This is a genomic window from Haladaptatus sp. ZSTT2 (assembly GCF_037081775.1).
Lineage (GTDB): Archaea > Halobacteriota > Halobacteria > Halobacteriales > Halococcaceae > QDMS2.
In genome coordinates this window covers 249,288-274,787 of the sequence record NZ_JBAMHQ010000002.1, presented here as the reverse complement: position 1 = coordinate 274,787, position 25,500 = coordinate 249,288, and the positions used below count along the sequence as shown (strand labels likewise).

Annotated in this window: 22 protein-coding genes and 2 pseudogenes; 14 read left to right on the top strand and 10 right to left on the bottom strand. The window is 57.9% G+C overall.

Features of this window, described 5'->3' with window-relative positions; translation table 11 throughout:
- Positions 1–29 precede the first annotated feature (29 nt).
- From V5N13_RS16120 to V5N13_RS16100, 5 genes are all read left to right on the top strand, one after another.
- Positions 30–983 carry a carbohydrate ABC transporter permease gene (locus V5N13_RS16120; protein ID WP_336361645.1) on the top strand — a complete coding sequence of 318 codons (954 nt, stop codon included), beginning with the start codon at positions 30–32 and terminating at the stop codon, positions 981–983.
- On the top strand, positions 973–1,872 hold the full coding sequence (locus V5N13_RS16115; RefSeq protein ID WP_336361644.1) for a carbohydrate ABC transporter permease: 900 nt from the start codon (positions 973–975) through the stop codon (positions 1,870–1,872). Before V5N13_RS16120 ends, V5N13_RS16115 begins: the two co-directional genes overlap by 11 nt.
- Before the next feature lie 155 nt (positions 1,873–2,027).
- Positions 2,028–2,552: a gamma carbonic anhydrase family protein gene (locus tag V5N13_RS16110; protein WP_336361643.1), complete on the top strand. Its 525-nt coding sequence runs from the start codon at positions 2,028–2,030 to the stop codon at positions 2,550–2,552.
- 53 nt (positions 2,553–2,605) lie between these two features.
- Positions 2,606–3,586, top strand: coding sequence for a 3-hydroxyacyl-CoA dehydrogenase family protein (locus tag V5N13_RS16105; protein ID WP_336361642.1), 981 nt, complete (start codon positions 2,606–2,608; stop codon positions 3,584–3,586).
- Positions 3,587–3,753: 167 nt separating this feature from the next.
- Positions 3,754–5,328: a TCP-1/cpn60 chaperonin family protein gene (locus tag V5N13_RS16100; RefSeq protein WP_336361641.1), complete on the top strand. Its 1,575-nt coding sequence runs from the start codon at positions 3,754–3,756 to the stop codon at positions 5,326–5,328.
- Positions 5,329–5,404: 76 nt separating this feature from the next.
- Here the strand turns inward: V5N13_RS16100 and V5N13_RS16095 are convergent, their stop codons facing one another.
- The 5 genes and pseudogenes from V5N13_RS16095 to proC all read right to left on the bottom strand — a co-directional run bounded on the left by V5N13_RS16095 (position 5,405) and on the right by proC (position 10,744).
- A complete protein-coding gene (locus V5N13_RS16095; protein ID WP_336361640.1) occupies positions 5,405–6,244 on the bottom strand; it encodes an ABC transporter permease in 840 nt (279 codons plus the stop codon).
- A 431-nt stretch (positions 6,245–6,675) separates the two neighbouring features.
- Positions 6,676–7,092 (bottom strand): annotated as a pseudogene (locus V5N13_RS16090) (helix-turn-helix domain-containing protein); the annotation flags it as partial.
- Positions 7,093–7,799: 707 nt separating this feature from the next.
- Positions 7,800–9,131, bottom strand: a complete 1,332-nt coding sequence (locus V5N13_RS16085; protein ID WP_336361639.1) for a glutamate-5-semialdehyde dehydrogenase — start codon at positions 9,129–9,131, stop codon at positions 7,800–7,802.
- Complete coding sequence (proB, locus tag V5N13_RS16080; RefSeq protein WP_336361638.1) at positions 9,124–9,975, bottom strand: glutamate 5-kinase; 852 nt, start codon at positions 9,973–9,975, stop codon at positions 9,124–9,126. The genes V5N13_RS16085 and proB overlap by 8 nt, the downstream gene beginning before the upstream one ends.
- On the bottom strand, positions 9,968–10,744 hold the full coding sequence (gene proC, locus V5N13_RS16075) for a pyrroline-5-carboxylate reductase (protein WP_336361637.1): 777 nt from the start codon (positions 10,742–10,744) through the stop codon (positions 9,968–9,970). The genes proB and proC overlap by 8 nt, the downstream gene beginning before the upstream one ends.
- 385 nt (positions 10,745–11,129) lie before the next feature.
- Here proC and V5N13_RS16070 point away from each other — a divergent pair, with 385 nt between their 5' ends.
- Both V5N13_RS16070 and V5N13_RS16065 read left to right on the top strand, forming a co-directional pair.
- The gene (locus V5N13_RS16070; protein ID WP_336361636.1) at positions 11,130–11,285 is read left to right on the top strand and encodes a hypothetical protein; all 156 of its coding nucleotides are present in this window, start codon (positions 11,130–11,132) and stop codon (positions 11,283–11,285) included.
- A 97-nt stretch (positions 11,286–11,382) separates the two neighbouring features.
- Complete coding sequence (locus V5N13_RS16065) at positions 11,383–13,425, top strand: PA domain-containing protein (RefSeq protein WP_336361635.1); 2,043 nt, start codon at positions 11,383–11,385, stop codon at positions 13,423–13,425.
- A gap of 53 nt (positions 13,426–13,478) precedes the next feature.
- Here the strand turns inward: V5N13_RS16065 and V5N13_RS16060 are convergent, their stop codons facing one another.
- Together V5N13_RS16060 and V5N13_RS16055 are read right to left on the bottom strand one after the other, a co-directional pair.
- On the bottom strand, positions 13,479–13,691 hold the full coding sequence (locus V5N13_RS16060) for a hypothetical protein (protein ID WP_336361634.1): 213 nt from the start codon (positions 13,689–13,691) through the stop codon (positions 13,479–13,481).
- A gap of 621 nt (positions 13,692–14,312) precedes the next feature.
- A complete protein-coding gene (locus V5N13_RS16055) occupies positions 14,313–16,121 on the bottom strand; it encodes a flavin-containing monooxygenase (RefSeq protein ID WP_336361633.1) in 1,809 nt (602 codons plus the stop codon).
- Here V5N13_RS16055 and V5N13_RS16050 point away from each other — a divergent pair.
- Together V5N13_RS16050 and V5N13_RS16045 are read left to right on the top strand one after the other, a co-directional pair.
- Positions 16,098–16,697 carry a hypothetical protein gene (locus tag V5N13_RS16050; RefSeq protein ID WP_336361632.1) on the top strand — a complete coding sequence of 200 codons (600 nt, stop codon included), beginning with the start codon at positions 16,098–16,100 and terminating at the stop codon, positions 16,695–16,697. The two genes, V5N13_RS16055 and V5N13_RS16050, sit on opposite strands and share 24 nt — an antisense overlap.
- A gap of 348 nt (positions 16,698–17,045) precedes the next feature.
- Positions 17,046–17,165: pseudogene (locus tag V5N13_RS16045) on the top strand (Tfx family DNA-binding protein); the annotation flags it as partial.
- A gap of 178 nt (positions 17,166–17,343) precedes the next feature.
- On the opposite strand, the gene V5N13_RS16040 reads toward V5N13_RS16045, so the two are convergent.
- Positions 17,344–17,949, bottom strand: coding sequence for an MBL fold metallo-hydrolase (locus tag V5N13_RS16040; RefSeq protein WP_336361631.1), 606 nt, complete (start codon positions 17,947–17,949; stop codon positions 17,344–17,346).
- A gap of 58 nt (positions 17,950–18,007) precedes the next feature.
- Here V5N13_RS16040 and V5N13_RS16035 point away from each other — a divergent pair, with 58 nt between their 5' ends.
- The 3 genes from V5N13_RS16035 to V5N13_RS16025 all read left to right on the top strand — a co-directional run bounded on the left by V5N13_RS16035 (position 18,008) and on the right by V5N13_RS16025 (position 20,814).
- Positions 18,008–18,466, top strand: a complete 459-nt coding sequence (locus V5N13_RS16035) for a hypothetical protein (RefSeq protein WP_336361630.1) — start codon at positions 18,008–18,010, stop codon at positions 18,464–18,466.
- Between the two features lie 210 nt (positions 18,467–18,676).
- Positions 18,677–19,489: a helix-turn-helix transcriptional regulator gene (locus tag V5N13_RS16030; protein WP_336361629.1), complete on the top strand. Its 813-nt coding sequence runs from the start codon at positions 18,677–18,679 to the stop codon at positions 19,487–19,489.
- Between the two features lie 155 nt (positions 19,490–19,644).
- The gene (locus V5N13_RS16025) at positions 19,645–20,814 is read left to right on the top strand and encodes a flavin-containing monooxygenase (RefSeq protein WP_336361628.1); all 1,170 of its coding nucleotides are present in this window, start codon (positions 19,645–19,647) and stop codon (positions 20,812–20,814) included.
- An 84-nt stretch (positions 20,815–20,898) separates the two neighbouring features.
- Here the strand turns inward: V5N13_RS16025 and V5N13_RS16020 are convergent, their stop codons facing one another.
- Both V5N13_RS16020 and V5N13_RS16015 read right to left on the bottom strand, forming a co-directional pair.
- Positions 20,899–21,309 carry a DUF5518 domain-containing protein gene (locus tag V5N13_RS16020; protein ID WP_336361627.1) on the bottom strand — a complete coding sequence of 137 codons (411 nt, stop codon included), beginning with the start codon at positions 21,307–21,309 and terminating at the stop codon, positions 20,899–20,901.
- Between the two features lie 673 nt (positions 21,310–21,982).
- Positions 21,983–22,366, bottom strand: a complete 384-nt coding sequence (locus tag V5N13_RS16015) for a DUF7522 family protein (protein WP_336361626.1) — start codon at positions 22,364–22,366, stop codon at positions 21,983–21,985.
- A 162-nt stretch (positions 22,367–22,528) separates the two neighbouring features.
- Between V5N13_RS16015 and V5N13_RS16010 the strand changes: the two genes are divergently transcribed.
- Together V5N13_RS16010 and V5N13_RS16005 are read left to right on the top strand one after the other, a co-directional pair.
- Positions 22,529–23,038 (top strand): DoxX family protein, encoded by a 510-nt coding sequence (locus tag V5N13_RS16010; protein WP_336361625.1) that lies wholly within the window; start codon positions 22,529–22,531, stop codon positions 23,036–23,038.
- Between the two features lie 1,131 nt (positions 23,039–24,169).
- Positions 24,170–25,423: an RNA-guided endonuclease InsQ/TnpB family protein gene (locus tag V5N13_RS16005; protein WP_336361624.1), complete on the top strand. Its 1,254-nt coding sequence runs from the start codon at positions 24,170–24,172 to the stop codon at positions 25,421–25,423.
- Positions 25,424–25,500: the final 77 nt, after the last annotated feature.

Sequence of the window (25,500 nt, the reverse complement as noted above, 5' to 3'; positions counted from 1 at the left end):
CCGCTATGAGTTCGTAGGAACCACTACAGATGAGCATAATGGAACGTAACAAACGGAGTTGGCAATCCATCAGAGGATTTGCCTCCCGAGTGGTGCGAAGAGACATCACTGAAAGCGAGTTGGGCGTTTCGTTAATCGTCCCCACATTACTCGTTTTCGCAGTGATCGTCATCTTCCCACTCTTGTTCGCCATCTACCTGGGTTTCCATTCTTCGTCAGGGTTCAGTATGACGCTCGAATGGGCTGGTTTGAGTAATTACACCAGACTCTTTTCGACAAACGACTTCTGGGTGTCGTTGAAGAACAACGTGGTCTGGGCGTTTGGAACCATGTTCTTACAGCTGGTTCTCGGCGTTGCAATCGCGCTATTGCTACACCGCGAATTCAAGGGACGGAAGCTCTTCCGTGGAGCAGTTCTGTTCCCGTATATGGTGCCAACCATCGTCGCGGTGTTCAACTTCCGGTGGATATTCAACGCGACGTATGGGGTGTTCAACTACCTCATCGTCACGGCAGGATTGGTCGAAGAACCAATCGTGTTTTTCGGGTACGAACACGCAATGACGACGGCCATCTTGCTTGGTGTCTGGCGGTTTACCCCATTCGTGGTGATCACCGTGCTCGCCCGCCTCCAGACGATTCCACCAAGCCTCTACGAAGCGGCTGAGCTAGATGGCGCGTACAAATTCGCAAAGTTCCGATACGTTACACTCCCGCAACTGTACAACATCCTCGTGATTGTTGTGTTGCTTCGGAGTGTGTGGATGTTCAAGAAGTTCGCACCCATCTATCTGCTCACCGGCGGGGGGCCAGGAATCTCGACCCAGATTCTCCCCATCTACGCATACATAGAGGCCTACCAGGGGCTCAACTTCGGCTACGCAGCCGCGATAGCGAACGTGATGTTCGTCATCATGATGGTTGCTGGCTTCTTGTATCTACAAAAATTCTACAAGCAAGGAGGAACGAAAAATGAAGCTTAATTCAGTCAATCCGTCAGCCGGCGTCGAGAAGTGGCTACAACAACACGTCCCAAAGCGGATTCGAGATCGGAGCGATCGCATCTTGTTGTACCTGCTCGCGTCAATCGCTGTCGTTTACTCGCTGTTTCCGCTGCTGTGGATGGGTATTACGTCACTCCAGCCAGAACAACTGTTGTTCTCTTGGCCCCCACAGATTAGTCCGGAACTGTGGACGTTGACCCACTACGCGGATCTGATCGAGACGAACTCTGAGTTCTTCCTCTACTACCGCAACAGCGTCATCACCTCCACCTTTGCGACGGTGATGACGATTACGCTCGGGACGCTTGGCGCGTATAGCATCTCTCGGTTCGAGTACATGGGTAGGGAGTTCATCGACAGCTCGATTCTGTTGATTTACATGTTCCCCGCGATCGTGCTCGTTATTCCACTCAGCGTGCTGATGAACGATATGGGGCTGGACAACTCCTGGTTTGGCCTGTCATTGGTCTATCTGACGTTCTCCCTGCCGTTTAGCATCTGGGTGCTCAGGGAGTTCTTCAACGGGATCCCCTACTCATTAGAGGAGGCTGCGATGATCGACGGCGCCTCGCGGATGCAGGCGTTCTACCACGTCGTGTTACCGAACGCACTTCCCGGAATCATCGCAACGTCCATCTTCACGTGGTCGCTCGCCTGGAACGACTATCTGTGGGCGTCGGTCATCATGACGTCGAGTCAGATGCAGACGCTTCCGGTGGGATTGAGTCAGATGCTCACCTCTGCGAACCCACCATGGGGGCAGTTCATGGCCGCAACGACGCTTGTGACCCTACCAGTGTTGATTCTGTACATCTTCGTCCAGGATCACCTCGTGAAGGGATTCGGTGCCGGAGGTGTGAAAGGATAGTCACGCCACATCGGCCCTTTCTGCACCCGAATGTCTGTCCTCTCTTTTCCCGACTCGAATCCGATACGTCAGCAGCATTGGCGACTGCTAAACCCTCGTTGCCAGATATCGCGTAGACCACAACACCTACCACAGCAGTCTGCGTGCATCGAATCATGAGTCAGAATCAGTCATTCCTCTCTCCTGAACCGCTCTTTGGCGCGAAACCACAGGTTGCTGAGTCAGCGTTCGTCTCGAAGATGGCATACCTGATAGGGGATGTTCTCGTCGGTGAGCGAGCGAGCCTCTGGCCGTTTGTCTGTCTACGCGGTGACGGCGGCGAAACAGTCGTTGGAAACGAAACGAACGTCCAAGAGTTTTCCATGCTCCACGGTGCGCTTCTTGGAGACGCGGTCACCATTGGCCACAACGTCGTCGTCGACTACGCAACGGTCGAGGACCATTCGCTCATCGGGATGCAAAGTACAGTTCTCAAAGGGGCCACTGTCGAATCGAACTGCATCGTCGCCGCCGGAAGCGTCGTGCTTCAGGACCAGACAATCCCAGAAGGCCATCTTGCCTACGGGGCACCCGCAAAAACCAAACCGCTTACTGAGGGACAACGAGCTGAAATCGAGCGAGTTCACGAACACTACGTTGAACTCGGCAGCCAGTACAAGGAGACCGGTCGATTTGAATAGGGTGTCTTCTGACAAGGGCAACGTTCTTTCGTGTTGCCTGTGACCACAGTGCTATGGGAGCAGAATTAGCGAGTAGTGAGACCGAGATAGCGCGGGTTGCAGTTGTCGGTGCGGGAACGATGGGCTACGGAATCGCACTCACCTTCGCACTTGGAGGGAAATCCGTCGTCCTGTTCGATATTGATGAAACAGCGTTGAAAACGGCAGCCGAGAATATCCACGAGACCGTTGAGACACTCCACGCGCACGGAGAGCTGACGCAGGATGAGACGGAGGTGGTCGAAGCACGAATCTCATACGAGTCATCGCTCGAAACGGCAGTCCAGGATGCAGACCTCGTGACAGAGGCCGTCTCTGAAGACATGGAATTGAAACAGACCGTGTTCGACAAACTCGGTACACACGCTCCCGAGGAAGCCATTTTGGCAACGAACACGTCCGGACTGTCGATTACCGAGATTGCATCCGTCGTCGATAATCAATCGCGAGTGGTCGGTACCCACTACTTCAACCCTCCGTACATCGTGCCCGTTGTCGAACTCGTAAAAGGCACCGAAACTGCCGATTCGACTGTCACTACGCTCGCTGCGCTGTTCGAAACAATCGATAAGACGCCGGTCGTCGTCGAGCGTGATATCCCCGGATTTATCGTAAATCGTATCCAGACTGCGATGGCGTACGAGGCAGAATCGTTGCTTAACAGCGGGGTTGCGAGTGCCGAAGACATCGACCGAGCAGTGAAAGGGAGCCTCGGATTCCGCTTGCCGATACTCGGCATCTTCGAAAAGTCCGACCACTCTGGACTCGATGTCCACCACGACGTAATCTCGCATCTCCTCCCCCACCTCGACCGGGGCACTGAGCCCCACGAGTTTCTCACTGAGTTAGTCACAGCGGGAAACTACGGCGTGAAAACCGGACAAGGGGTTTACAACTGGGAGGGAAAAGATATGGACAGCGTATATGCAGCGCGCGATGAATCGTTGTTCGCCCAGCTGGCGGTGTACCGTGATTCGCTCACGGAAACGAAGTAGCCGAGCTACTGCTGTCAATACACCCGACTGTATAGACAGCCCACCGGAAGATTAAGGGAGGCATGCACCATTCGTGTGGTATGGCTTCACGCAGTGAGACGAGCAGTAGTTCTCTTAGGCAAAGAGAGCAGGCGGATTCTCAAGAGTCGGCCGGTGGTTCTGGTGACGTGCTATCACAAAATATCACTGGGGCGAAAATCGTTGGCGATTTCATTGCCACGACGTTGGGACCGCGAGGGATGGACAAACTCCTGTACGATACCGACGATGCAGACGATGGCCTTGGCAACTATTTCGAAGTGACGAATAACGGAGCGTACTTGCTCAAACGCCTCCCATTTCAATCGCCCGGAGGCAGGGTTATCGCCCGCGTGGCAGCTGCACAAGAGGAGCGATGCGGCGACGGCACAACGACAACGGCGATTTATGCAAGCGAGATACTCCGAGCTGTCGAACCACTCATCGAACAGGGACTCCATCCGACGACTATCGCTAGTGGAATCAAGGAGGCGGTCACCATTGCGACCGAAACTATCCACGCCGAATCACGGCCGGTGACGCTGTCCGATGACGAACTGCTCACAGCAGTTGCCCAAACAACCCTCCAAGGGAAAACGGCAGAGCCGATTCTCGACACCCTGAGCCAGTGGTCGGTCGAAGCCGTCCGAACGCTCGCACAGGAACATGAGAGTGAGGTTCGGGTGAACACAGACCTCGTACAAATCGAATCGCTTCGCTCTGGGACAATCACCGATACGGAACTCGTCGACGGGATGGTTTTGAAAAAATCATTCGCCGGAAACTACGAGCCAACCAACTTGGACAATCCCAACATCGCGGTCGTTACCCAAGGATTCGCCAGAGCAGAGGCAATTCGCCACCGGCTCAGTAGCGATAGTCATTCGAGCACCCAAACGGTGACCTACGAGCTCTCCGATCCGGATAGCGTCGATGCCTTCGCTGACTTCGAAGTCGAACACGTTACAGAACTGCTCGAACCACTCATCGCTGCAGACGTAGACGTGGTGCTTGTCGGGGATCGCGTTGAAGACGAGTTACTCCCATACTTCGATGCCGCAGAGATTGCCGTCGTACGAAACGCACGAACAGACCGAATGCAGAAGGTTGCCCGCGCCACTGGCGCGACCATCAACACCCATCTCCGCGACTTCGACAGCACCGATACCGGGAAAACGGCCCGACTTGAGCGACGGCGGTACCCAGGAATCGAACAGAATGCACTCCTGTTTTGGGGTGGCGCTGGTGAACAGGTCGTCTCAGTATTGGCCCATGGCAGTACATGGATGTCCGGGTGGGAACTCGAACGAAACATCATGAATGCCATTCGGTCTGTCAGCGCTGCAGTCGAGAGCGGGCAGGTCGTTCCCGGTGGTGGTGCCATTGAAATCACCGTCGCTCGACAGCTTAGAGAGTCCGCACCAGCAGTTGGTGGCCGAGAGTCGCTTGTCATCGAGGCGGTTGCAGATGCCCTCGAAGGCATCCCAAAGACACTCGCTCGTAACGCCGGAATGGACCTAGTCAATACGCTCACCACGCTACGAGCGGCCCACTGGAATAGCCGGAAGGCGACCGGCGTTCTCGGACAGGACCGGGTTGTCGGTAACGTCGTCGAACACGGTATTCTCGAACCAGCGACGAGCAAGCGCTATGCACTCGAAGCCGCAGCGAGCGTCGCGACGACAATCCTCCGAATTGACGACGTTCTTCCAGCAAGTTCGTAAGAAATTTCCCACCCCGCATGACGTGTATTTCGAACATGAGGGTGTAGATTATGTAGGGTGGTAGACACCACGCAGTTTACTCAATGTCCGCTGCCTGGAACCGACGATAGCCGTACCCAAGTGAGAGAACAAGCCACGCCGTGAGAATGGCGAACCCAGCCCACTTCGGTGGGTAGAACGAGGCTGAGACCGGATACGACATTATCTCGTCGAACGTGGGGATAATCGTACGCGTTGCATAGCCGACTGCCGCTGTTGGATTGAGCGCGTGAGCGACGATTAACCAGGGAGGAACACCGGACTCTGGGGGAACGTACCCAACGGTAATCGTCTGCAGAATTGCCGTCACCAAGTCCCATCCTAACTGGAACAAGACGAAGAGACTCGTCGCACCGATAAACGCCCTATGTTGAGACGTCATCGCCGAAGAGAACCCAATCCCGATTGCGACATAGACCGTCCCGTAGAAAACCGTTAGCATGGTAAATAGGATGAATTTGACAGCTGCGAACGACTCGTATGTGACCAGAGCGATGCCAGCGACGACCGCATAGCCACTAAGAATGGCGGTAGACAGAACAGCAGCCCGTCCGATAAACTTCCCGAGAACGATGTCACTCCGCGAGTTAGGCAGACTGAGTGCTAGTTTGAGACTCCCGCTATCCCGCTCGCGGGAAATAGCACCGTAGGATATTTGCAATCCCAGCAGCGGGACGAAGAAGGCCATCGGCTGACCCATGCTATTGAGCAGTGCCAACGTGCTCGTCGGGGTAGTCGTATCAGAATACATCTGAGGAATGTGCTTCATCGCCGCCCAGAACCCGGCGACGAGGGCGAACAACAGCGTGATAGCGATGAACGATCCCGACCGAATAGAGTCGTGAACGTCTTTTCTGACAATCGCGACGAGGGACATTTGTTGAATATTCAACCAGACGCAGTGATAAATATTGAGGAGCCGATGCTCCCGTTTCGTCCGCCATCATAAGTTCTCACTCAACGCCTTCTGTATCCCACTACCAACGATGTGAAACAGATGCAACCCGTTGGCTGCATACAGAGGGTGTATGCACAGAGCGTGGAATTCAGTTCTGAGGACAACGTTTTTTCTCAGTTTAGGTTTCAGTTCTCGACCAGCCTCTGTGTGGGTCAAAGCAATCGAGTTTCAGCTGAAAGATTCATCCGAGAACCACGCGTGGGTAAAATGAATCTCTTTTGAAACGCGAACCGAACCGGTTTCCGAACGACGTCGCTAACTGATAGCTCTTGATCAATCAATAAGGAACCCAGTAGTCAAAATCAATTACTCGAATGTACGAATCAAACAGGTAACGCGAATTGTGGTCACAGACCAGCCTCATTCATCAGCCGTCTGCAGCTTGGAATCGAATACGACACGTCAAACGCGTCGAGGATATAGGTTCTAACGAGGGATGGTGTCCATTCTCGTTCAGCGTATCCCGATTTGTGCGGCGGTTGGTGAAGGGTTTCGTTCAACGTCATTCGTTGTTCGTCAGTAAGTTTTCGTGGCCTTCCAGAGCGATGATTATCGTGGACAGCTTCGACCAGTGGCTCCTGCTCTAGGCGCTTGAGCCACGAATAAATCGTGCGACGCTCAACTCCGTACCAGTCTGCGAGTTCAGTCTGTGTGATACCGTTCTTGTACGCGATTGCCGCGATGAGTCTTTGAGTGGGCTTCTTACCCTCCACTTCCGCTAAGGCCGACTGGAGATCCGTGACAGAAATATCCGTGAGGTGATCCATGAATTGTGTAGAGATGGTATGGGTAAATAGTTTTAATGGAAACTCGCCGTTTCAATAGCGATAGCCCTGTCAGTTTTGGCTTGCTACTTCCCACGCTTGCCGGCCCACTCTACAAACAGTAATGCCAATGTTCGATGATCGATACGATTGTTGAACTGGAATCTACCCTCAGCGCATGAGAGTTCTTTAGGGAAAGACTACTCAAGAAATTGCGTGAGCCCGCCAAGTGTCTCGGCGTCAAAGAGGCGAGTAGACTCAATTCAATTTGTGTATCAAGCAGCTTCGATACGAATGAAAACGGTGGAGAGAACAGCGGAGAAATGGATTATTGAGCTGATGCCGTCAATGTAATCGATTTGAGATAGTCCAGCAGGCCAACTATTTAAGGCTTGTCGAACATCTCTCGAACCTCGGCGCTCCTGGGAGCGGCTCAGGTGAACTGCTGCTCGAAGCAAATCCTCGATTCCGAGAAGGAGTCGCCAAAATGTCCAAACTTGACAAACCATACAAACTAGCAAAACCATTTCTACCAGCCAAACTGGCCAACAGAGGAAAAGAGGAGCGCAAGAATTCCGTCGAAGGCATTCCAGATTACTGGGGACGAAACGGACTATTTCGCTCAATGGCGGTATCGTACTACCGTTCAAACGCCATCAGAAACCGGTATCTTACGGAAGAAAATTGAGTATTTGAGTACTGGATATTGGTTACTGATTGGAAAGCGAGCCGGGATGCCATGAACCGTCGAAGTCCTCGTGGACAAACGGTTTCGCATCGGCCCCCGCGTACGTCCCGACGACCTGCCCATCGCCTTCGAGGTAGTACTGATACGTGGTGAGCCCTTCGAGGCCGACGGGGCCGCGCGCGTGGATTTTTCCAGTGCTGATGCCGACTTCGGCACCGAGTCCATAGCGGAAGCCATCAGCAAAACGCGTTGAGGCGTTGTGGAACACGCTTGCCGAGTCGAGACTCCGCATGAAAATACCGGCGCGATCGGAGTCGTCGGTCACGATAGCGTCCGTGTGCTTCGAGCCGTAGGTTGTGATGTGCTCGGTTGCCTCGGCGAGCGAATCGACGATTTTGACGGCGATGATGAGGTCGCCGTATTCGGTCTCCCAGTCCAGTTCGCTGGCCGCCTCCATCGACACGATTTCTCGTGCTGCGTCGTCACCGCGCATTTCAACTCCGGCGTCCGTGTACTTCGCAGCGATTTTCGGCAAGAAATCCGCCGCGACACGTTCGTGAACCAAGAGAGTTTCAACCGCGTTGCACACCGCGGGGTACTGCACCTTTGCGTCATACGCGATATCGGTGGCCATCGAGAGGTCTGCCTCTTTGTCGACGTAGACGTGGCAGACGCCCTCTGTGTGGCCGAGCACCGGAATGCTCGTGTTGTTCTGGATGTAGGACACGAATTCCGAACTGCCTCGTGGCATGACGAGGTCGATCGCCTCGTCCATCTCGAGGACGGTGTCTACGTCCGCTCGCGCTTCGATGAGTTGTGCCCATCCGTCGGGAACGTCGGCCGTCGCGTCCTGAATCAACTCGAAGAGAACGCGGTTCGAATGGCTCGCCTCGCTGCCGCCCTTCAGGATAACGGCGTTCCCAGAGCGCAAGCAAAGCGACGCAATCTGGACGAGTGCATCGGGTCTAGATTCGAAAATCGTCCCCACAACACCGATTGGTACGGTGCATTTGTAGAGTTCCAACCCATCGTCAAGCCTTCGGGCGGTCTGCGTCTTTCCGAGCGGGTCGGCTTGCGCGGCAACGCTCCTGACCATCTCCGTAATACTCTCGAGTTTCGATGGGGAGAGCTTGAGGCGGTCGACGAGCGCCTGGCTGTAGTCTCCTGCTTCGAGGAGTTGCTCTGCCTCGCGAACGTCCGTCTCGTTGGCCGCTAGGATTTCCTCGTGGCTCGCATCGATAGCGTCTGCAATCGAGTGCAACGCATCGGCGCGTGCTTCGTCGGACAATCCCGCGATTCTGAGCGCTGCGGTCTGTGCCTCTGCAACTTTCGTTTGGGTCGTTTTCTCAGTCATCGTCGTCTCCGTTCGTCGGGATGAATATCGTCCCCACCGGTTCTGCGGCACTGATTTTGGCCAACACATCGTCCGCGGTGGATTTGGCGATGATGGCCGGAATGCCGTGTTCGCTCACCGCACGCGCGCCAGCGACTTTCGTCTGAATTCCACCAAATCCGTGCGTCGAACTCGCGTCGACCAACTTCTGTACCGCGGCATAGTTACTGCCGATAGCTTCGATGCGGGTCGCGGTCGAATCTTTCTTTGGGTTTCCGGTATAGACGCCGCCGACATCGGTGAGCGTGACCAAAAGTTGCGCACCGATACCGATTGCGACCGACGAGGAGAGCATGTCGTTGTCACCGATGCGGAGTTCTTCGGTTGCGACGGCGTCGTTCTCGTTGATAATCGGGACGATATCCCACTGGAGGAGTGTTTCGACGGTGTTCGTGAAGTTGGTGAACCGGTCTGGGTCCTCTAAGTCGTTCTCCGTCAAGAGAATCTGCGCGACGGTCTGGTCGAACTGCTCGAAGTACTCGGTGTACCGTCGCATGAGTTGTGATTGCCCCACCGTCGAAAGTGCCTGCGACTCTTCGACTGTCTCGTCTGTGAGGCCAAGGAGACCCTTTCCAGCCCCGACCGCACCGGAGGACACGAGCAACACCTGTTTTCCCTGCCGGCGGAGATCCATCACGTCCGTTACAAGCTTGTTGACTTTCGCGTCGTCGAGGTTGGAGTGTTCGTCGGTCAACGAGTTCGTCCCCGCTTTGACGACGACCAGGTTGGCATCCGCCGCGAGCTGTCGTGCGTGCTGGGCTTCGTCTGCCTCGACAGACCCGAGTAGCTCTGACGGTTCACTCATCGTCAGTCCCTCGTGCTAATTCCACAGACCGCCGTTCTGCAGCCGCCACTGCGTCTGAAACCGCTTTCTCGGCGGTGCTCTCTCGAAGGACCTCCATCCCTTCGATGGTCGTCCCCTTCGGTGAACAGACATCGTCGATGAGTTCGTCGATAGATTTCTCAGAGGCGAGGACGGTCTCTGCAGCACCCTTGAACGTTTGGGCAGCGAGGATTTCAGCGTCCGCGGGGTCTAAGCCACCGTCGACGCCCGCTTGTTTCATCGCATTCAGCAGATAGAAGACGAATGCGGGGCCGCTCCCATTGACCGCCGTCGAGATGTGCATCTGTGCCTCATCAACTTCGACGAACACGCCGACGTCGCTGAGAAGTTCGGCCACGTCGTCGGGGAGTTGTGCCCCGGAGACGGCTGCTGCCATGTCACCAGTCGCAGCCGCGAGGTTCGGCATGACTCGAATAACGTCGGCGTCCGTCTTCGCTTCGAGCACCGACGTCGAAACACCTGCAGCGATAGAGACGAGCGTTTGGTCTGGCGAGAGGTCGAGTTCGGAGACGATATCCGCGGTGAGGGCGGGTTTGACGACGACGAAAACGATCGGCGCTTCGGCTGCGATTGCGAGGTCGGTGGTCGTCGTTTCGCAGTACGCTTCGACCGAGGCAAGCGCCTGCGGGTCGACGTCACAGGCTGTTATCGTATGGGTTCCAGTCTTGGAGAGACCCCGCACGAGGGCGCTCCCCATATTTCCGCATCCAATGACGCTGACGTGTACCATCTTACTGAGCTATGGGCTTCTGAGACACAAAGCGGCTGTGTTGTCACCGAAATATTACCGTCTCTTTTTTGACCGAAATGCAGAAAAGGCCCTGTGGCAGGTTTTGACTACAAGGGGGTGGAGAACGAATCTCCTCGTAACGTCGAATAGTCGAATTCGAAGACGAGGACGAAATCATCCGAACCTGAGTCGGTGATCAGTTCGACGCATACAAAGATAGAGCAACGATACTAACTGTGTACGACCTGCCAATCAAATGTCCTTATAGCCCGTAATAGAGACGAACTGCGCCACTATATCAACACCCCATCCATTGGATGATGTCGCGTTTCGCTCCCAGTCAGCCTACCGTTTGGGAGTGCTCGAACTTCTCGCCGACGGCCCCATGACTCGCCTCGATCTTCACGACGAGACCAGTATCCATCTTCTCGCGGACGATTTCGGTGAGCTATTGGCGACCGTCGAGAGCATCGGGTGTCTCGGTGACGTGATCCAGCAACTCCCAACCGACTTGGTTCGAGTCGTGAGGCTCGGTCGGTGAACAATCGGGGAATATCCATATGACATAATTAATGTAAATAAAGCTATATTGTCATGCAACAAATGTTACCGAGCCATTGGACACAGATGGCGTGATTATGAAGCCAAACTTTACAACTCGACAACGGTCGTCTGACTCCCGACTCACCGTCTCACGGCGAACGATGCTCGCGTCCCTCGGTCTCCTCAGCCTCGGCGGCGTTACCGGAGTCGCCTCGGCACACCCGGATGGCGCCATCACGGACGAACCCGGCGAGGATGACGTTCATGTAGGGGAATTGCACGGGCACGGCGCGCCGGATCCCAGCCTGCCGCTGATGGAACACGACGTCGCAACCTCCAGCGAGATCGTCAGCGAAGGTCCCTCGGCGAAAGTCACGAAGAACCTCGCCGTCGCGGGTCGTGGCGAGCGACTACTCCCCCAAGGAACCACCGACGTGTGGGCCCACGAGGGCTACGCCTACATCGGGACGTTCAACACCCCCTGCGGGACGGGTGTCGGCTTCGGCAGCGGTGAACTGGTCGACAACCTGGTCGGACCGGGAATCGCCGTCTTCGACGTCCGCAACAACAACAATCCAGAGTACGTCGGCAGCATCCCTTCTGTTGCGGGCAGCCGCACGAACGACGTCAAGGTGGCAACGATGAACGCGGGGACGATTCTCGCCCACACCAACGAACCGTGTGACGGTGGCCCAGGTGGATTCGAACTCTACAACGTCGACGATCCACTCGCACCCGAACACCTCGCGTCGGTGCAGACCGACGACATCAACGAACTCCTGAGAGATGCCTTCGGCTTCGTCGACTTCGGTGTCCACAATACGTGGCTCTTCACCCAGGGTTCGAAGGACTACGTCGCCGCCGTGGTCGAAAGCGAGTTGGGCAACTTCCAAATCTTCGACATCACCGACCCGACGAATCCGACTCTCGTAGGCGCGTGGGGGGCAGAGAGCCTGTTCGACTCCAGTATAAACTGGTTCACCACTACCGACTTTGGTCAGATCCTTCAGGCGGACGCCTACCTGTTCGACGGCTTCGGTTCCTCCCAAAACCGCTTCCTGCACGACATCACCATCAGCGATGACGGAACCCACGCGTACCTCGCCAACTGGGACGCCGGACTGGTCCTCCTTGACATCAGCGACCCGACGAATCCGCAATTCGTCTCGCAGGCCATCGACCCGAGCGCGGGCGACGGCGAGGTCAACAGTCACCAGGCGTGGCCAACAGCCGACGGAAGCGTCGTGGTCGAGACCGAGGAGGACTTCGACCCGTACTCGCTTACGTTCGAGATTGCTGAGGGCCCCAACGCCGGCGAGTACCCCGCAGCGGAAGGAGCGATTACGTCACCGATCGCTAACCGTCCCGGCGGCGTACTGAGCGGAACTACCACGTACGTGGGTCTGGCATGTAACGGCGATCCGATTCCGCCAGCACCCACCACGAACGGAACGCACATCGCAGTCATCCAGCGTGGCGTCTGCGCGTTCACCGAAAAGATTGACAACGCGGAGGCGGCCGGATACGACGGCGCCGTTGTCTTCAACGACGAGGCACGCGGTGATGGCCTTGTGACGATGGGAGGCGACCCGGTCAACCTTCCCGGCGTGTTCGTCGGCCACTCGACCGGCCTCGCCATCTTCGGCGTCGCCGACGACAGCGAACTCGTGGTCGGTGCGTCCGGTGTGGGTCTCGAGATTGTCTCCGGCTTCGGTCGCTGGGGCAACATCCGCATCTGGGACTACGCCAACGAGGCGAACCCGGTGCTCGCCAGCCAGTTCGATACGGTATGCAGCGCCAACCCCGGCGACGAAAGCTGTGACGAACGTGGTACCTACTCGGTTCACAACGTCATCGTCGAGGGTGACAAGGTGTACGTCTCCTGGTACTCGAACGGCGTCTTGGTCCTCGACATCAGCGATCCGTACAACCCGGTCGAAGTTGCGCGGTACAACGAGACGGGACCGGAGTTCGAGACGGAGAACGGTGGTATCCAGGACGTCTGGGGCATCTACAAAGTGCCCAACGCACCCTGGATATACGCCTCCGACCGAAACGGCGGCCTCTACGTCCTCAAGGAACTCGGCTCCGGGTCTGGCAACCAGGGACGAGACGGCGACGATCGCGGCCAGTCGTAGTCAGCGGTCGTCAAAAGGGGTAGATACTCGACGCAATCGCTGCGCGATGTCGCCTACCCTGCTAGCACTGTTTTTCCGTTGCCCTTGCCCTGCCTCTCCTTACCTGGAGGATTGCGGAGGAACGGCTTGACCGTGGCATTCCCAATAACATCTCTACGACCGTCCTCATCAGCGTCCTGATTGAACGTTGCTTCCTCAGGACCGTCCACACTTCCCCACCAGTTGTTTTTTGCGTCGATCACTGGATAGGTCTCGACTCCCGTCATCAGTACCGTTTTTATTATTGAGACCGACCGCGACGAGGAACTTGTTCGCCTGGAACGTCAGGCCACTCCCGTCTCCGTCGATCTTAACGGCTTCCGACAGGATCGTCTCGGCGCTGGAGATATCCTCGATCACGTTGTGGTTGATCACGGTATTCGCCGTGGCCAGCTCGGTGAGATGGAACCGCTCGTCGAGGCCCTTGGGGTGATCCCAAAGTAATCGACACGGCGCGACGGTTCGTCGATGAGACCGCCGACGGTGATTGAGGCGGTCATTCCGCCGCCTCCAGTTTCTCGGCGCGGTCTAGTTCGCGACGAACACGTTCGAGTTCGGGGTCGCTGCCGAACTCGACGAGCGGGGCTAAGGCGAGCGCTCGAACGAACGGATCGGTGCCGATGCGTGTGTGAGCTGGGCCGCCCGTGAGGAGCTGATCTCACTGGCGGCCCGCCTCGAGGTGGAAATGAATCTGGTCGGGGCGCACGTGCTTGCGATGGACACACCACCTGCGGCGCAGTTCGGCCGGTGAGTGCGGACGGCGAGCACCACTTGAGGTGATGCCGACCAGCCATCCGATCTCCGAAGGGGTATCGCCTGTCAGGCGACAATCCTTGGGAGAGCGGCCGCTAGATCCCCTCGTGGTGGACTTCCTGCCTGCCGTACACCGGCGTGGGGATCTCCTCATAACGTGCCTTCAGCTGCAGCGCCAGATACAGCGAGTAGTGGCGTGACTGGTGCAGGTTGCCACCGTGGAACCACAGTTGTTCCACCTGCGTCGGCTTCCACATGTTGCGCTGCTCGCCCTCCCACGGTCCGGGGTCTTTGGGCGTGTCTGAGCCGAGCCCCCAGACCTTCCCCGCCTGCCGCGCCGTCTCCTCATCCATCAGACCGGCCACCCAGCCGTTCATCGAGCCGTACCCCGTGGCGTACACGACAAGGTCGGCGGGGAGTTCGGTGCCATCCTCCAGCAGGATCGCATCCTCGGTGAACTCGGTCACCTGCCCACGGGCCACCGCGACCTCACCGTCGATAATGAGCTGACTGGCGCCGGTGTCGATGTAGTAGCCCGAGCCACGGCGGAGGTACTTCATGAACAGCCCCGAGTCGTCGGGACCAAAGTCGATCATGAATCCGGCGTCCTCTAGCGCCTCGTAAAAGTCGGCGTCGATCTCCCTGATCGTGTCATACTTGGGTTTTTCGAACTCATGCATGATGCGGTACGGGACGGATGCGAAGATCATGTCCGCCCGGTGGGTGTTGATGCCGTTCTCGACGGCCTGCTCGGAGTACAGATCACCGAGTGCGTGCTCCAGCACTGAGTCCGTCTTGACGACGTGCGTCGATGACCGCTGCACCATCGTCACATCCGCGCCGACCTCCCAGAGCCCCTCACAGATGTCGTGGGCTGAGTTGTTCGAGCCCACCACTACCACGGACTTGCCCTCATACTCCTCGTCGGGGCCGGGGTGCTCGGATGAGTGGTGTACCTCGCCGCTGAAGCGCTCCTCACCGGAGAGGTCGGGTACGTTGGGCTTGCCGCTCATGCCCGTCGCCATCACGAGCTCTTGTGGGCGCAGCACGAGCTCCTCACCGTCGCGGTTGACCTCGACCTCCCAGGTGCCCGTCTCCTCGTCGTACTGTGCACTGGTGGCCTCGGTCTTCGACCAGTAGTTCAGCTCCATCACCTGCGTGTACATTTCCAGCCAATCGCCGAGCTTGTCCTTCGGTGAGAACACCGGCCAGTTGTCGGGGAACTTGATATACGGGAGGTGGTCGTACCAGACGGGGTCGTGCAGCGCGAGCCCCTTGTACCGGTTGCGCCAGGAGTCGCCCGGCCGGTCGTTCTTCTCGACGATGATCGTGGGCACGCCGAGCTGGCGGAGCCGTGCACCGAGTGCGATGCCGCCCTGTCCCCCACCGATGATCACGGTGTGCGGCTGTTCGGTGTACCCCAGGTTCTCCAGCTCCTCCTCACGGCGCTCTGTCCACGTTTTGCGGTCTGGGTCCGCAACCGGCTCTGCGCCTATCGGTCGGTCTCTGCCCTTGGGCTCCTCATGCCCCTTCAGCTCCGTCAGTGCGGTCAGGAAGGTCCACGCACCGCCATCTTTCAGCCGGACGACACCCTCACCACGACCCACCTCGGTCTCGAAGGTGAACCAGGCGGTGATGATCCCATCTTCCTCCTCCGCCGGCTCGCTAAGCTCGAAGTCCGACGGACCGATGTGCGTGAGTGTCTCCTCGAGCATGTCCTCGACGCCACTGGGATTCTCCACCGTCTTGATGTTCCAGGTAAACGCGACCAGGTCGCGCCAGTAGCTCGACTCACAGAACATCTCCGCCGCAGCGGCGGCATCCTCCCGGCGCATCGCATCCTCGAGCTCCTCCAGGTACGCCTGTGCCGTCTCGGTCGCATGGTCGATGTCGCCATCGGACATCTGCTCTGGCGAGCTCATCGGCCCAATTCCTCCGCTGCGGTGGTCGCTACAGCGGGTGTCGGTACCGATTGCAGTTCAGGTTGGTCAGTTTGGTCATTAGAGAACATCCTCTTTCTGAGGTGTCGCCTCTTACTTAATGATTATTTTAAAGATTTGTCATCCATACCGGCTCAGTTGCAAGGTTTGGATTGTGACGGTGGAGATCGTTACGAAATTCAAATTCATCATATCTTCCCGCGAGCCCAATTAGAACGGGCAGGATACGATTCGGGGAACAACCACCACGACAGGAAGCGTGTGAATGAAATCGCGAACCGTGTCCCGCTCACCCAATCGGGAAACCTCGACATATTCGATTCACGACCGACTGAGTATCTCCCAAACGTCCGTGAGAATCATTTAGGTGCGCTGGAACCCGCGTTTATTCCGCTAGGTGAACGGCTCTGGAAAGTTGAGAACTACGAGGAGTTCCTCGCCAAGCGACGGCAACTCATCGCGGAGGGCATCAACGACTATCTGGACGGACTCGTGGAGGACTCATTTCTTCGTCCTAGCACGGACCAGTCCATGATTTAGTGGGTGGTCGTGGTTACAACCCTTATTGATTGATCGCTCTTGGTTCAGCCCCGTTCGGCATCCGGAAAGTAGCGTCCACGCTCATCTATCAATTCGTCAGTCTTAGGGACTTCAGCTCGCTGTTGTCGGTGTACACGGCTAGAATATTCGATGTGACCGAATGCCCCGATGGTAGTGCACTAGTCCAGATTACCGGTGTCGTATTCGATACTGTATAGACCCTCTAAGTTCAGCACGCACCTTCTGACAGGGATTGGTGAGATTTTTGCAACCGTGCTGAATAGAAGGCGCGTATTCAGCAGATACGCCATTCGATCCGGGATGTGCAGTGAGCGACGTGAGTCGAGGACCGCCCTCTACGACGTGCCACAGATGGTCTACGCCGCCTGCGGCGACGCGGGGGTGAAGGTGAACCGGACCGCTCCGGAGCTGATGAAACTCGTCAGCGACGAGGCCGGCGACGCCATCCCCGTCGACGGTGGGTGGATGCGGTCGGTCTGAGCGTGGCGCTCCCCGACGATGGCATCGACCGTGACCCGCTCACGGCCGCCGACGCGCACGACCTCTAATGTGTCGGCGACTGGGTCGCCGGCGAGGAAGGGGTCCACGCGGCGCTCCGCTCGAGACTCGACGTGGCCGAGCGCGTTCAGTAGACGTACGCCGCGATGCGGTCGCTCGCGCCTTCCAGTACCGAGGAGCCGTGGAACACCAGCCCGACCTCGAACTCGTAGTCGAGTAACTTCTCGAGGGACTCCTCCGCGAGGTTCAGGTCGTCGGTGAACTGCCCCGGGGGGAGGTGGAAGTAGCCCGCGGGGAGCCCCCGCTGGTCCGATCCAAAGAGCGCGTCCGCGAGGACGGCTATCCCCGCCTCCTCGTCTATCAAGACGTGGTGGTGATCGCTGTGGCCGGGCATGTGGACGGCCTCGAACGGCCCGACGGTGTCGCCGTCGCCGTAGTAGTGATCGACCTCACCCGCGACATCGGGGTCCGCGCCCACCGGGAGGAACACCTTGGGATCGTGCGTCTCGATGACGGCATCGAGGCCGCCGACGTGGTCACGATCGGCGTGCGTGATGGCGACCCGTTCGACCTCGACACCCGTCTGCACGATGCCGTCGAGCAGGGCGTCGGTAGTGTCCGCGAGGCCGGTATCGACCAGTGTTCCGTCGGCGAAGAGGAACGCGCGAAAGCGAGATTGTCCAGTTCCGGCGCAGGTGATGTCGAACACGCCGTCGAGTATCTCCTCGGGCATATCGGAAGGCTCGCGGTCCGAGAGGGTAAGTATTCAGGCCCCATCTGCCTGCCGTCGTGTGGGTGGTGACCAGCTTACTCCTCCGACGGAGCGTACTGTCTCGGGGAGCGACAACTCCTTCACGGAGATTCTGGAACGCGACCTCCGTATCGACCGCTCTGGGGAGCCTTCTGATCGCCTCAGCCAGCGAGATGACCGTCTCGGGCTCGTCGGCTGGAACCGAGCGACGGTGAGCGATTCGGAAGCAGGCGGCCGGGGCACCGGCTCTGAGTTTGTCGGCGGGCTCGTCGGCCGCAATGACGAAACGGTGTGTAGGTCGAAGGCACGTGGTTCAGTCTCGGGCGACACCAATGTCGGCGACGTTGTCTGTGGGGGCAACCCGGCGCAGGAGTCCTACCCGGCGAGAGCGGCACCGACCGTCGCACCGCACTCGACCCCCCTCCACGTGTTCGGGGCGTGCAGCCGGCGTGCTGGACACACCCTCTGTATGTTGCACATCGCTGGTGGCAGCGATTGAGGAAGTCTCTGTGGTCGTGCTTGAATATCGTGCGATTGTGGCAATGGTGACTTCCACGTTACACTGCGACGAGGTGCGTCGCGACCATCAGGGAGGGCTGGGAAGCAGGCGGCGGACACACCACTCGATCCTCCCGAGGACCTCGAATAGCGAGTCGCCTGTCCCTCCCCACGGTAGAAACGCTAAGCCACTCGCCCCCCTACATTGCTTATGACTGCGGGAATCGACAACATCCAGTTCCTGGCCACGTCGGCCCACCGCGTCGGCGTCCTCGAAACGTTGCGCGACGGACCGGCCAACCGTCGAGAGCTATGTGAAGCCACCAACGCCTCCTCGCCGACCGTCGGACGGGTGCTCGCCGACTTCGGAGAGCGGAGGTGGATCGTCAGGAACGGCCCAACGTACGGGCTGACCCCCCTCGGCGAGTACGTCGCCGACAGGTTCCTCACTCTCCGGGACGCGATGGAGGTCGAGGAGAAGCTTCGCGACGTCTGGCAGTGGCTGCCGGTCGAGATGCCGGGCTTCTCCGTCGACCTCTTCGCCGACGCGGTCGTCTCCTACCCCGGGCCAGGGTATCCCTACGAACCCGTCGAGCGCCTCGGCCAGCTCATTCGGTCGACCTCGACGTTGCGCGGGTTCGACAACATCGTCTACAAGTCGAGCAACCTCGAGACGGCCTGTGGCGCAGTCCTCGACGGAATGACCTTCGAGTACGTGTTCACGCCCGAGGCCCTGGAGGGGATGTTTGCCTGGAATCCCGACCGGATACTGGAGGTCGCCGCCTGCGAGAACGCGACCATCCTCGTCCACGATCACCTCCCCGACGGCGACCGCTGCGGCCTCGGTATCGTGGACGATCGGGCCGGCATCTGCTGTCATGACGCCAAGACTGGGGCACTCGTGGCGGTCATCGACACCGACGCCCCGGAGGCCCGTGACTGGGCCATCTCGGTCTTCGAGCAGGTTCGCGCGGAGGCGACCCCGGTAGACCCTACCGCCTTCGAGTCCCGCGTGCCATCGTAACGCCACTGGGAACGACCGCCGCTATCGGACAACCCGGCCAGCCGGGAGTCTCTGACGTCCCAAGGATCCAGCCTCCCCGAGATTTCAGGGCGTGAAATCTTGCACGCGGCACCATCACGTCCCTCCGGCGCGTACGCTTATCGAGGAACGAACACATGAGCGAACGATACGAGACCGTCGTTATCGGCGGTGGTCAGGCCGGACTGGTGACCGGGTACTACCTGCAGCGACACCACCAGGACTTCGTCATCCTCGACGCGAGCGACCGCGTTGGCGACGCATGGCGGGCCCGTTGGGACTCACTCCGGGTGTTCACGCCCGCCCGCTTCTCGAGCTTGCCGGGAATGGATTTTCCGGGCTCACCATACGCCTTCCCCACGAAGGATGAGGTAGCCGACTACTTGGAGACCTATGCCGAGCGGTTCGACCTCCCCGTTGAACTCGGCGTCCGCGTGGATGGGCTGGAACGGAGCGGCGATAGCTTCCTCATTACCGCGGGCGACCGGCGGATCGAGGCGGACAACGTCGTGGTGGCGATGGCGAGCTACCAGGCCCCGAAGGTTCCGGATTTTGCGTCCAAGCTCTCCGACGATGTCGTCCAGCTGCATTCGAGCGACTACCGCAACCCCGATCAGCTACAGGACGGGGGCGTGCTCGTCGTCGGTGCGGGTAACTCGGGAGCAGAGATCGCCCTCGACGTTGTCGACGAACACGAGACGTGGCTGTCGGGCCGCGACGTCGGTCACGTGCCATTCCACATCGACTCGTGGGTCGGTCGTCACCTGGGGGCCCCGTTCGTGATGCGGGTGCTCTTTCACAGGATCCTCACGACGGAGACGCCGATTGGGCGCCGAAAGCGCCCGAAGATGCTGTCCCAGGGCATCCAGCTGGTCCGAATCAAACCACGTGAGTTAGCCGCCGCTGGCATCGAGCGAGTGCCTCGCACGACTAGCGTCCACGACGGTCGGCCCGTCGTCGGGGACGATGCCGTCCTCGACGTCAAGAACGTCATCTGGTGCACTGGCTTCCGCCCTGACTTTTCGTGGATTGACCTCCCAATCTTCGACGGGACAGAACAACCCACGGAGCCCGTTCACGTGCGCGGTGTCGTCCCGGACGAACCAGGACTGTACTTCGTCGGCCTGTTCTTCCTGTACGCGATGACGTCGGGGCTGTTCACCGGCGTCGGCAGGGATGCGGAGTACGTCGTCGACCACCTGACGTCGAGGGCGCGCCAGCAGCAGCCTCGTCCGAGCTATCGTTCCTTAAACCGCCACACTGGATTTCCGGACGGTCCCCGACCACGTAGCATCCGAAGATTCTGAAGGAAGGCCAGCGTGGGGAAGCCGACGAACGATCTCAACAAAACGGGAAAATGAACCGGAGTTTCGTATCCACGACGACCCCGGCTACGCCGACGGAGTGGTGGTCCGAGACTCAGTGAGGGTGACGGCGATATAGCCGCCGAGAGCACCAAGACCGATGGTGTACAGACCGACCAGCAGAAGCGAGACGAGCCCTATGAGGAGGAAGCCGAGGGAGGGGAAAATCGTACTCCCCCCCGAGCTGGTGACGAAGGGGGTCAAGAACGCAACTCCGAACATGATCACTGCGACGACAGGGACGACAGCAAACAGCCCAGCAAGTGCCCCAACTTTCATCCCCTCACTCTTGTGGAGATAGCCGGCGACGGCTCCGCCCAGAACGGGCGATAACGGGATAATCGTGAGGACCAACATCACTACCGCGCCGATGAAGGCGTGCAGGAGGAGTCCATTACTTCCCCGTGAAGATGTCTGGACGTGAGTGGTACCTGCCATAGTACATACTGTAGGTCTGCTGAAACAATAATCCTGGCGGCCCTCACGTACCTACGCCGAAACCACACCTGCGAAGCCTCGAGGTGGACTTCCTGCACCGCGTGTGCCTGCAGTGGGTGTTTCCGACTGCTCTGTGCTAGGGCCCGTCGTCGGCAGTATCCCCATCGGCACTGTTCGTGTTGGCGAATGCGAATCGTTTGGCGGTTCCAGATCACGCACACAGTGTGGAAGTGGGCGATTTCACCAGTTCGAAGCCCGAGTCAGCCCGCGATACGACAGATGAGTCGTACTTCGAAATCGTGTGGAGCTGGAGGGCCCGCGCATGCGCCCAGAGGAGCTTCGAGAGCTGCTTGAGAGACTCTTCGTCGAGGAGAGTACGGGGAATTGAAAGGAGGCGATTACCTGTCTCGACTGCTATGAGACTCGTGCTGACTACACCCTCTGCGTCGGTCACGACGGTCCTGACACAATCCGAGTAGTTCGAATAGTTCGTGCTGCATAGAGGGCGCGAGTCGGGCACGAGAACTCCCCTGTGTACCTGCGCCATCGGAATTGACCGCGTGTGTCCTAAGGAGGCGATTCCGCACACTCGGGACAAACAATATGAAAACCCCTCAAACGCCGATCGAATCGTCAGGATGGCAGGTGAACTCACCGGGGAGTAGCCCAGAACCTACTGCGCGAGGAGGGTTTTGAGAGCCGTCGCTGCTTCCTTGAAATCGCCGAGCGTAATCCCGTCGGTCGTCAGAAAGATACCTTCATCGGGCGTCGTAACCCGTAACAGGAACCCGTGTTCGAAGACCCGGATGGTGCAATCGTACTCGCCGAGTTCCGACCCATGGTAGGCAGTATGCGCATCGAAACCCAGGGATTCGTGCTCGACGAACCCTGTCAGATCCGCCTCAGCCGAAAGGTCCGATCGGAGATAGAGCTGTTCGAAACCGTCGTCTCTGAAGTACGTCAGCGACCGGAGTTGATCTCCGACCGTCGCCCGGCAAGCATCGACGAACTCTTGCCCCCGGGTGCGATCCACAACCACTGAGTCTCTCGTGGACAATCTTACATCACCAGATGATAAGACGGCGGGTGTCACGTTATCTACGATGACGAATCTCAATAATTGAGAACAATACACATGGTTGATAGTGGCATATCGCTAACTATACACCGCAGGTGATGACATATGTGGCAACCAATCGCTGAGAGTAACCGGGAACGTATGCTCGAAGAGTGGGGCCCGACGGCCCTTCGCGTCGGAATCGGGTTCGCGATGATGGTCAACGGTGCCGGAAAGTTGTTCAACTGGGGGCCGCGCGCAGTGACCATCGACGCTTTCGCAGGGTTCCTGGCCTCGCTGAGCGTCCCGTTCCCCGTGGCGTTCGCGTGGCTGGCGGCGCTCGCTGAGTTCGGTGGCGGGCTCCTGATTCTCCTCGGCTTGTTCACCCGCATCGCGGCCGTGTTCACTGGCATCACGATGCTGGTAGCGATGCTACTCGTCAACTTCCCGGGTGGGTTCCCCACCCAGAGCGTCGGGACGGCCTACACGATCGGCGAGTACAACTTCGTCCTCATCGCCGCATCCGTGGCGCTGATCCTCCTCGGGGGCGGGCGACTCGCGCTAGAACGTGCCCTCTTCGGCCGTGAACTCGTGCCGAAGTGGCTGCGGACTGATTCGCCGCCAAACGCGACCGATGTCGATACTCAACAGAAGCGGCAACGGCCCTCGTAGACGCTCGGAAAAGAGGTGGAAACAGCGGGGGGAGTATTTCGGAGCAGGAATGCGAACCGGTCCCGACATCCAACAGAATGACTAGCTGCCTCTTGCTGCAGACACCCTCTAAGTTCAGCACGCACCTTCTGACAGGGATTGGTGAGATTTCTACAACCGTGCTGAATAGAAGGCGCGTATGTTGCAGACGGTTCTACCTAATTCCCAGAAAAACTAACAAGATTGGTTTTGATGAACTACCATGGCACGATTTTGGTCTCGTCGTGAGGCCCTCCAATTGGCTGGTTCAGGGATTGTATTCCTAAGTGGCTGTAATACAGTCAGTCCACAGCAGTCAGCCGGACAAACGGTTACTCCTGCCCCACCAGCGTCAGCAAAAGAAATCGAGGATTACGACTGTCCTCCATACGGGGACCAAAACAACATTATCTGTTCGCATACGGTTGAGACCGATTCTGCCTCAGTGTATCTATTGCCCTCACAGACAGTTGGTAAATCTCCTGAGTCGCTTACGTTGACCTTCTATAACAACTCTGTGACAGAACTAAATTTCAATCCGTTCTCGTGGACAATACGATTCAAAGATTCGTCTGGGTGGACTGAGATTGAACAGAAATCTTCCGGCAGCGGAAAGGTAACAGTCGCGCCCGGAGATACGGTGGCGTGGTCGTTTGAAGAGGCCGTGGGATACATCAACGAAGCAGTGGCCATCGGTTCAGGAACGTACACTGCAGAGATTAACGTTCCCGATCCAAGTACTGATGACTGGATAACCTGTCTCGCTCTGTTTAGTATTCAGTGAGCCGCCCAGACTTACCAGCGTCTCGATGGTCTCAGTGATGACCGATGCACCCTCTGAATCGGTCTCGTTGATACTGTCAGAACTCGCGTGATTGGGTCGATCGGGGGAGCATTTTATCCAACGGAGACCAAATAATGCTGTTGTTGGTACATGAACGCCCAGCAACCGATGCACGGCTTATGGAAGTTACAAGGCTAAAACCCCGCCCTTCAGAGCGGGGATACAGCCGACAACCCCTACACAATCCACGTCGATAGCAAGGCCGGATATTCCACGCCAACCGACACTATTAACAAAACGGCGTTCATAACCAGTTATGAAGCCAGAAAATGAGTCGAACCATCCGAACCTTCGAGGCCACAATACCGAACCAGCGACAGGTTCGTGACGACCTCGACCAACTCGGATGGGCCGCCTCAAAACTCTGGAACGTCGGTCGCTACTACGCACAAGAACAATGGGACGAAACGGACGAGATTCCTGATGACGGGGAACTCAAAGCCGAACTCAAAAGCCACGAACGCTACACGGACTTACATTCTCAATCCAGTCAGCGCGTTCTCGAAGAACTCGCTGAGGCGTTCAACGGCTGGTTCGGCAAACGTCGGAACGACGAGGGTCGTGCCCGACCGCCCGGCTACCGCAAACACGGAGATTCCCACCCACGTTCAACTGTGTCGTTCAAAGCGGCTGGCTTCAAGCACGACGCACAGTTCACCCGCGTTCGCCTCTCGAAAGGCCGCAACCTCAAAGAGCACCGTTCGGACTTCATTCTGTGTGAGTACGAGATTCGCCCGGATGTTGACCTGACCGAGTGGGACATTCAACAGGTTCGCGCCGTCTACCAGCGTGATGAGTGGCGGCTTCAGTTCGTCTGTCGCACCACTATCAACCCGGAACCTCCGGATGACGAAGTAGCTGGTGTTGACCTCGGGATTTGCAACTTCGCCGCTGTCTCGTTCGGCGGTGAATCGGTGTTGTATCCCGGTGGCGCACTCAAAGAAGACGAATACTACTTCACGAAGAAGAAAGCCAAGTGCGACGATTCCTCGTCCCGTGAGGCCACTCGGCTTGACCGGACGCGAACTGGTCGCCGGACGCACTTCTTGCACGCACTCTCGAAAGCAATCGTAGAGGAGTGTGTCGAACGAGGTGTTGGTACGCTTGTCGTGGGTGACCTTGGCGGCATCCGAGAAAACGACGAGAACGGCGAGTCTCGGAATTGGGGCGACCACGGTAATCTCGACTTGCACGGGTGGGCGTTCGACCGCTTCACGACGCTTCTCGACTACAAGGCGGAAGCAGAAGGCATCAACGTTGAGTTGGTGTCGGAACGCAATACGTCGAAGTCGTGTTCAGCGTGCGGCCACACGGACGACAGCCAGCGTGTTGAACGTGGGCTGTACGTCTGTGAGAAGTGTGGTACGGTGGCGAATGCGGACGTGAACGGTGCGGAGAATATTCGGCAAAAGGTACTCCCGAGTCTCGCCACGGATGGTGGCGATAGGGATAACGGCTGGTTGGCACAGCCAGCGGTTCGTCTGTTCGACCACAGTGAAGGCGTTTTCGCCCCACGAGAATAGGTTGCTAACCGTGAACCCTAATATCCCAACGCGGTTGGGAATCCTCGCCCTTCAGGGCGGGGAGGATGTCAATTCAG

Coding starts and splice junctions, on each gene's coding strand:
- V5N13_RS16105 (WP_336361642.1), top strand. CDS start 2,606: ATGGGAGCAGAATTAGCGAGTAGTGAGACCGAGATAGCGCGGGTTGCA.
- V5N13_RS16110 (WP_336361643.1), top strand. CDS start 2,028: ATGAGTCAGAATCAGTCATTCCTCTCTCCTGAACCGCTCTTTGGCGCG.
- V5N13_RS16070 (WP_336361636.1), top strand. CDS start 11,130: ATGACTCGCCTCGATCTTCACGACGAGACCAGTATCCATCTTCTCGCG.
- V5N13_RS16115 (WP_336361644.1), top strand. CDS start 973: ATGAAGCTTAATTCAGTCAATCCGTCAGCCGGCGTCGAGAAGTGGCTA.
- V5N13_RS16020 (WP_336361627.1), bottom strand. CDS start 21,309: ATGGCAGGTACCACTCACGTCCAGACATCTTCACGGGGAAGTAATGGA.
- V5N13_RS16120 (WP_336361645.1), top strand. CDS start 30: ATGAGCATAATGGAACGTAACAAACGGAGTTGGCAATCCATCAGAGGA.
- V5N13_RS16050 (WP_336361632.1), top strand. CDS start 16,098: ATGGTCGATGTCGCCATCGGACATCTGCTCTGGCGAGCTCATCGGCCC.
- V5N13_RS16025 (WP_336361628.1), top strand. CDS start 19,645: ATGAGCGAACGATACGAGACCGTCGTTATCGGCGGTGGTCAGGCCGGA.
- V5N13_RS16005 (WP_336361624.1), top strand. CDS start 24,170: ATGAGTCGAACCATCCGAACCTTCGAGGCCACAATACCGAACCAGCGA.
- V5N13_RS16065 (WP_336361635.1), top strand. CDS start 11,383: ATGAAGCCAAACTTTACAACTCGACAACGGTCGTCTGACTCCCGACTC.
- proC (WP_336361637.1), bottom strand. CDS start 10,744: ATGGTACACGTCAGCGTCATTGGATGCGGAAATATGGGGAGCGCCCTC.
- V5N13_RS16085 (WP_336361639.1), bottom strand. CDS start 9,131: ATGACTGAGAAAACGACCCAAACGAAAGTTGCAGAGGCACAGACCGCA.
- V5N13_RS16010 (WP_336361625.1), top strand. CDS start 22,529: ATGCTCGAAGAGTGGGGCCCGACGGCCCTTCGCGTCGGAATCGGGTTC.
- V5N13_RS16040 (WP_336361631.1), bottom strand. CDS start 17,949: ATGCCCGAGGAGATACTCGACGGCGTGTTCGACATCACCTGCGCCGGA.
- V5N13_RS16030 (WP_336361629.1), top strand. CDS start 18,677: ATGACTGCGGGAATCGACAACATCCAGTTCCTGGCCACGTCGGCCCAC.
- V5N13_RS16095 (WP_336361640.1), bottom strand. CDS start 6,244: ATGTCCCTCGTCGCGATTGTCAGAAAAGACGTTCACGACTCTATTCGG.
- proB (WP_336361638.1), bottom strand. CDS start 9,975: ATGAGTGAACCGTCAGAGCTACTCGGGTCTGTCGAGGCAGACGAAGCC.
- V5N13_RS16055 (WP_336361633.1), bottom strand. CDS start 16,121: ATGTCCGATGGCGACATCGACCATGCGACCGAGACGGCACAGGCGTAC.
- V5N13_RS16060 (WP_336361634.1), bottom strand. CDS start 13,691: ATGACGGGAGTCGAGACCTATCCAGTGATCGACGCAAAAAACAACTGG.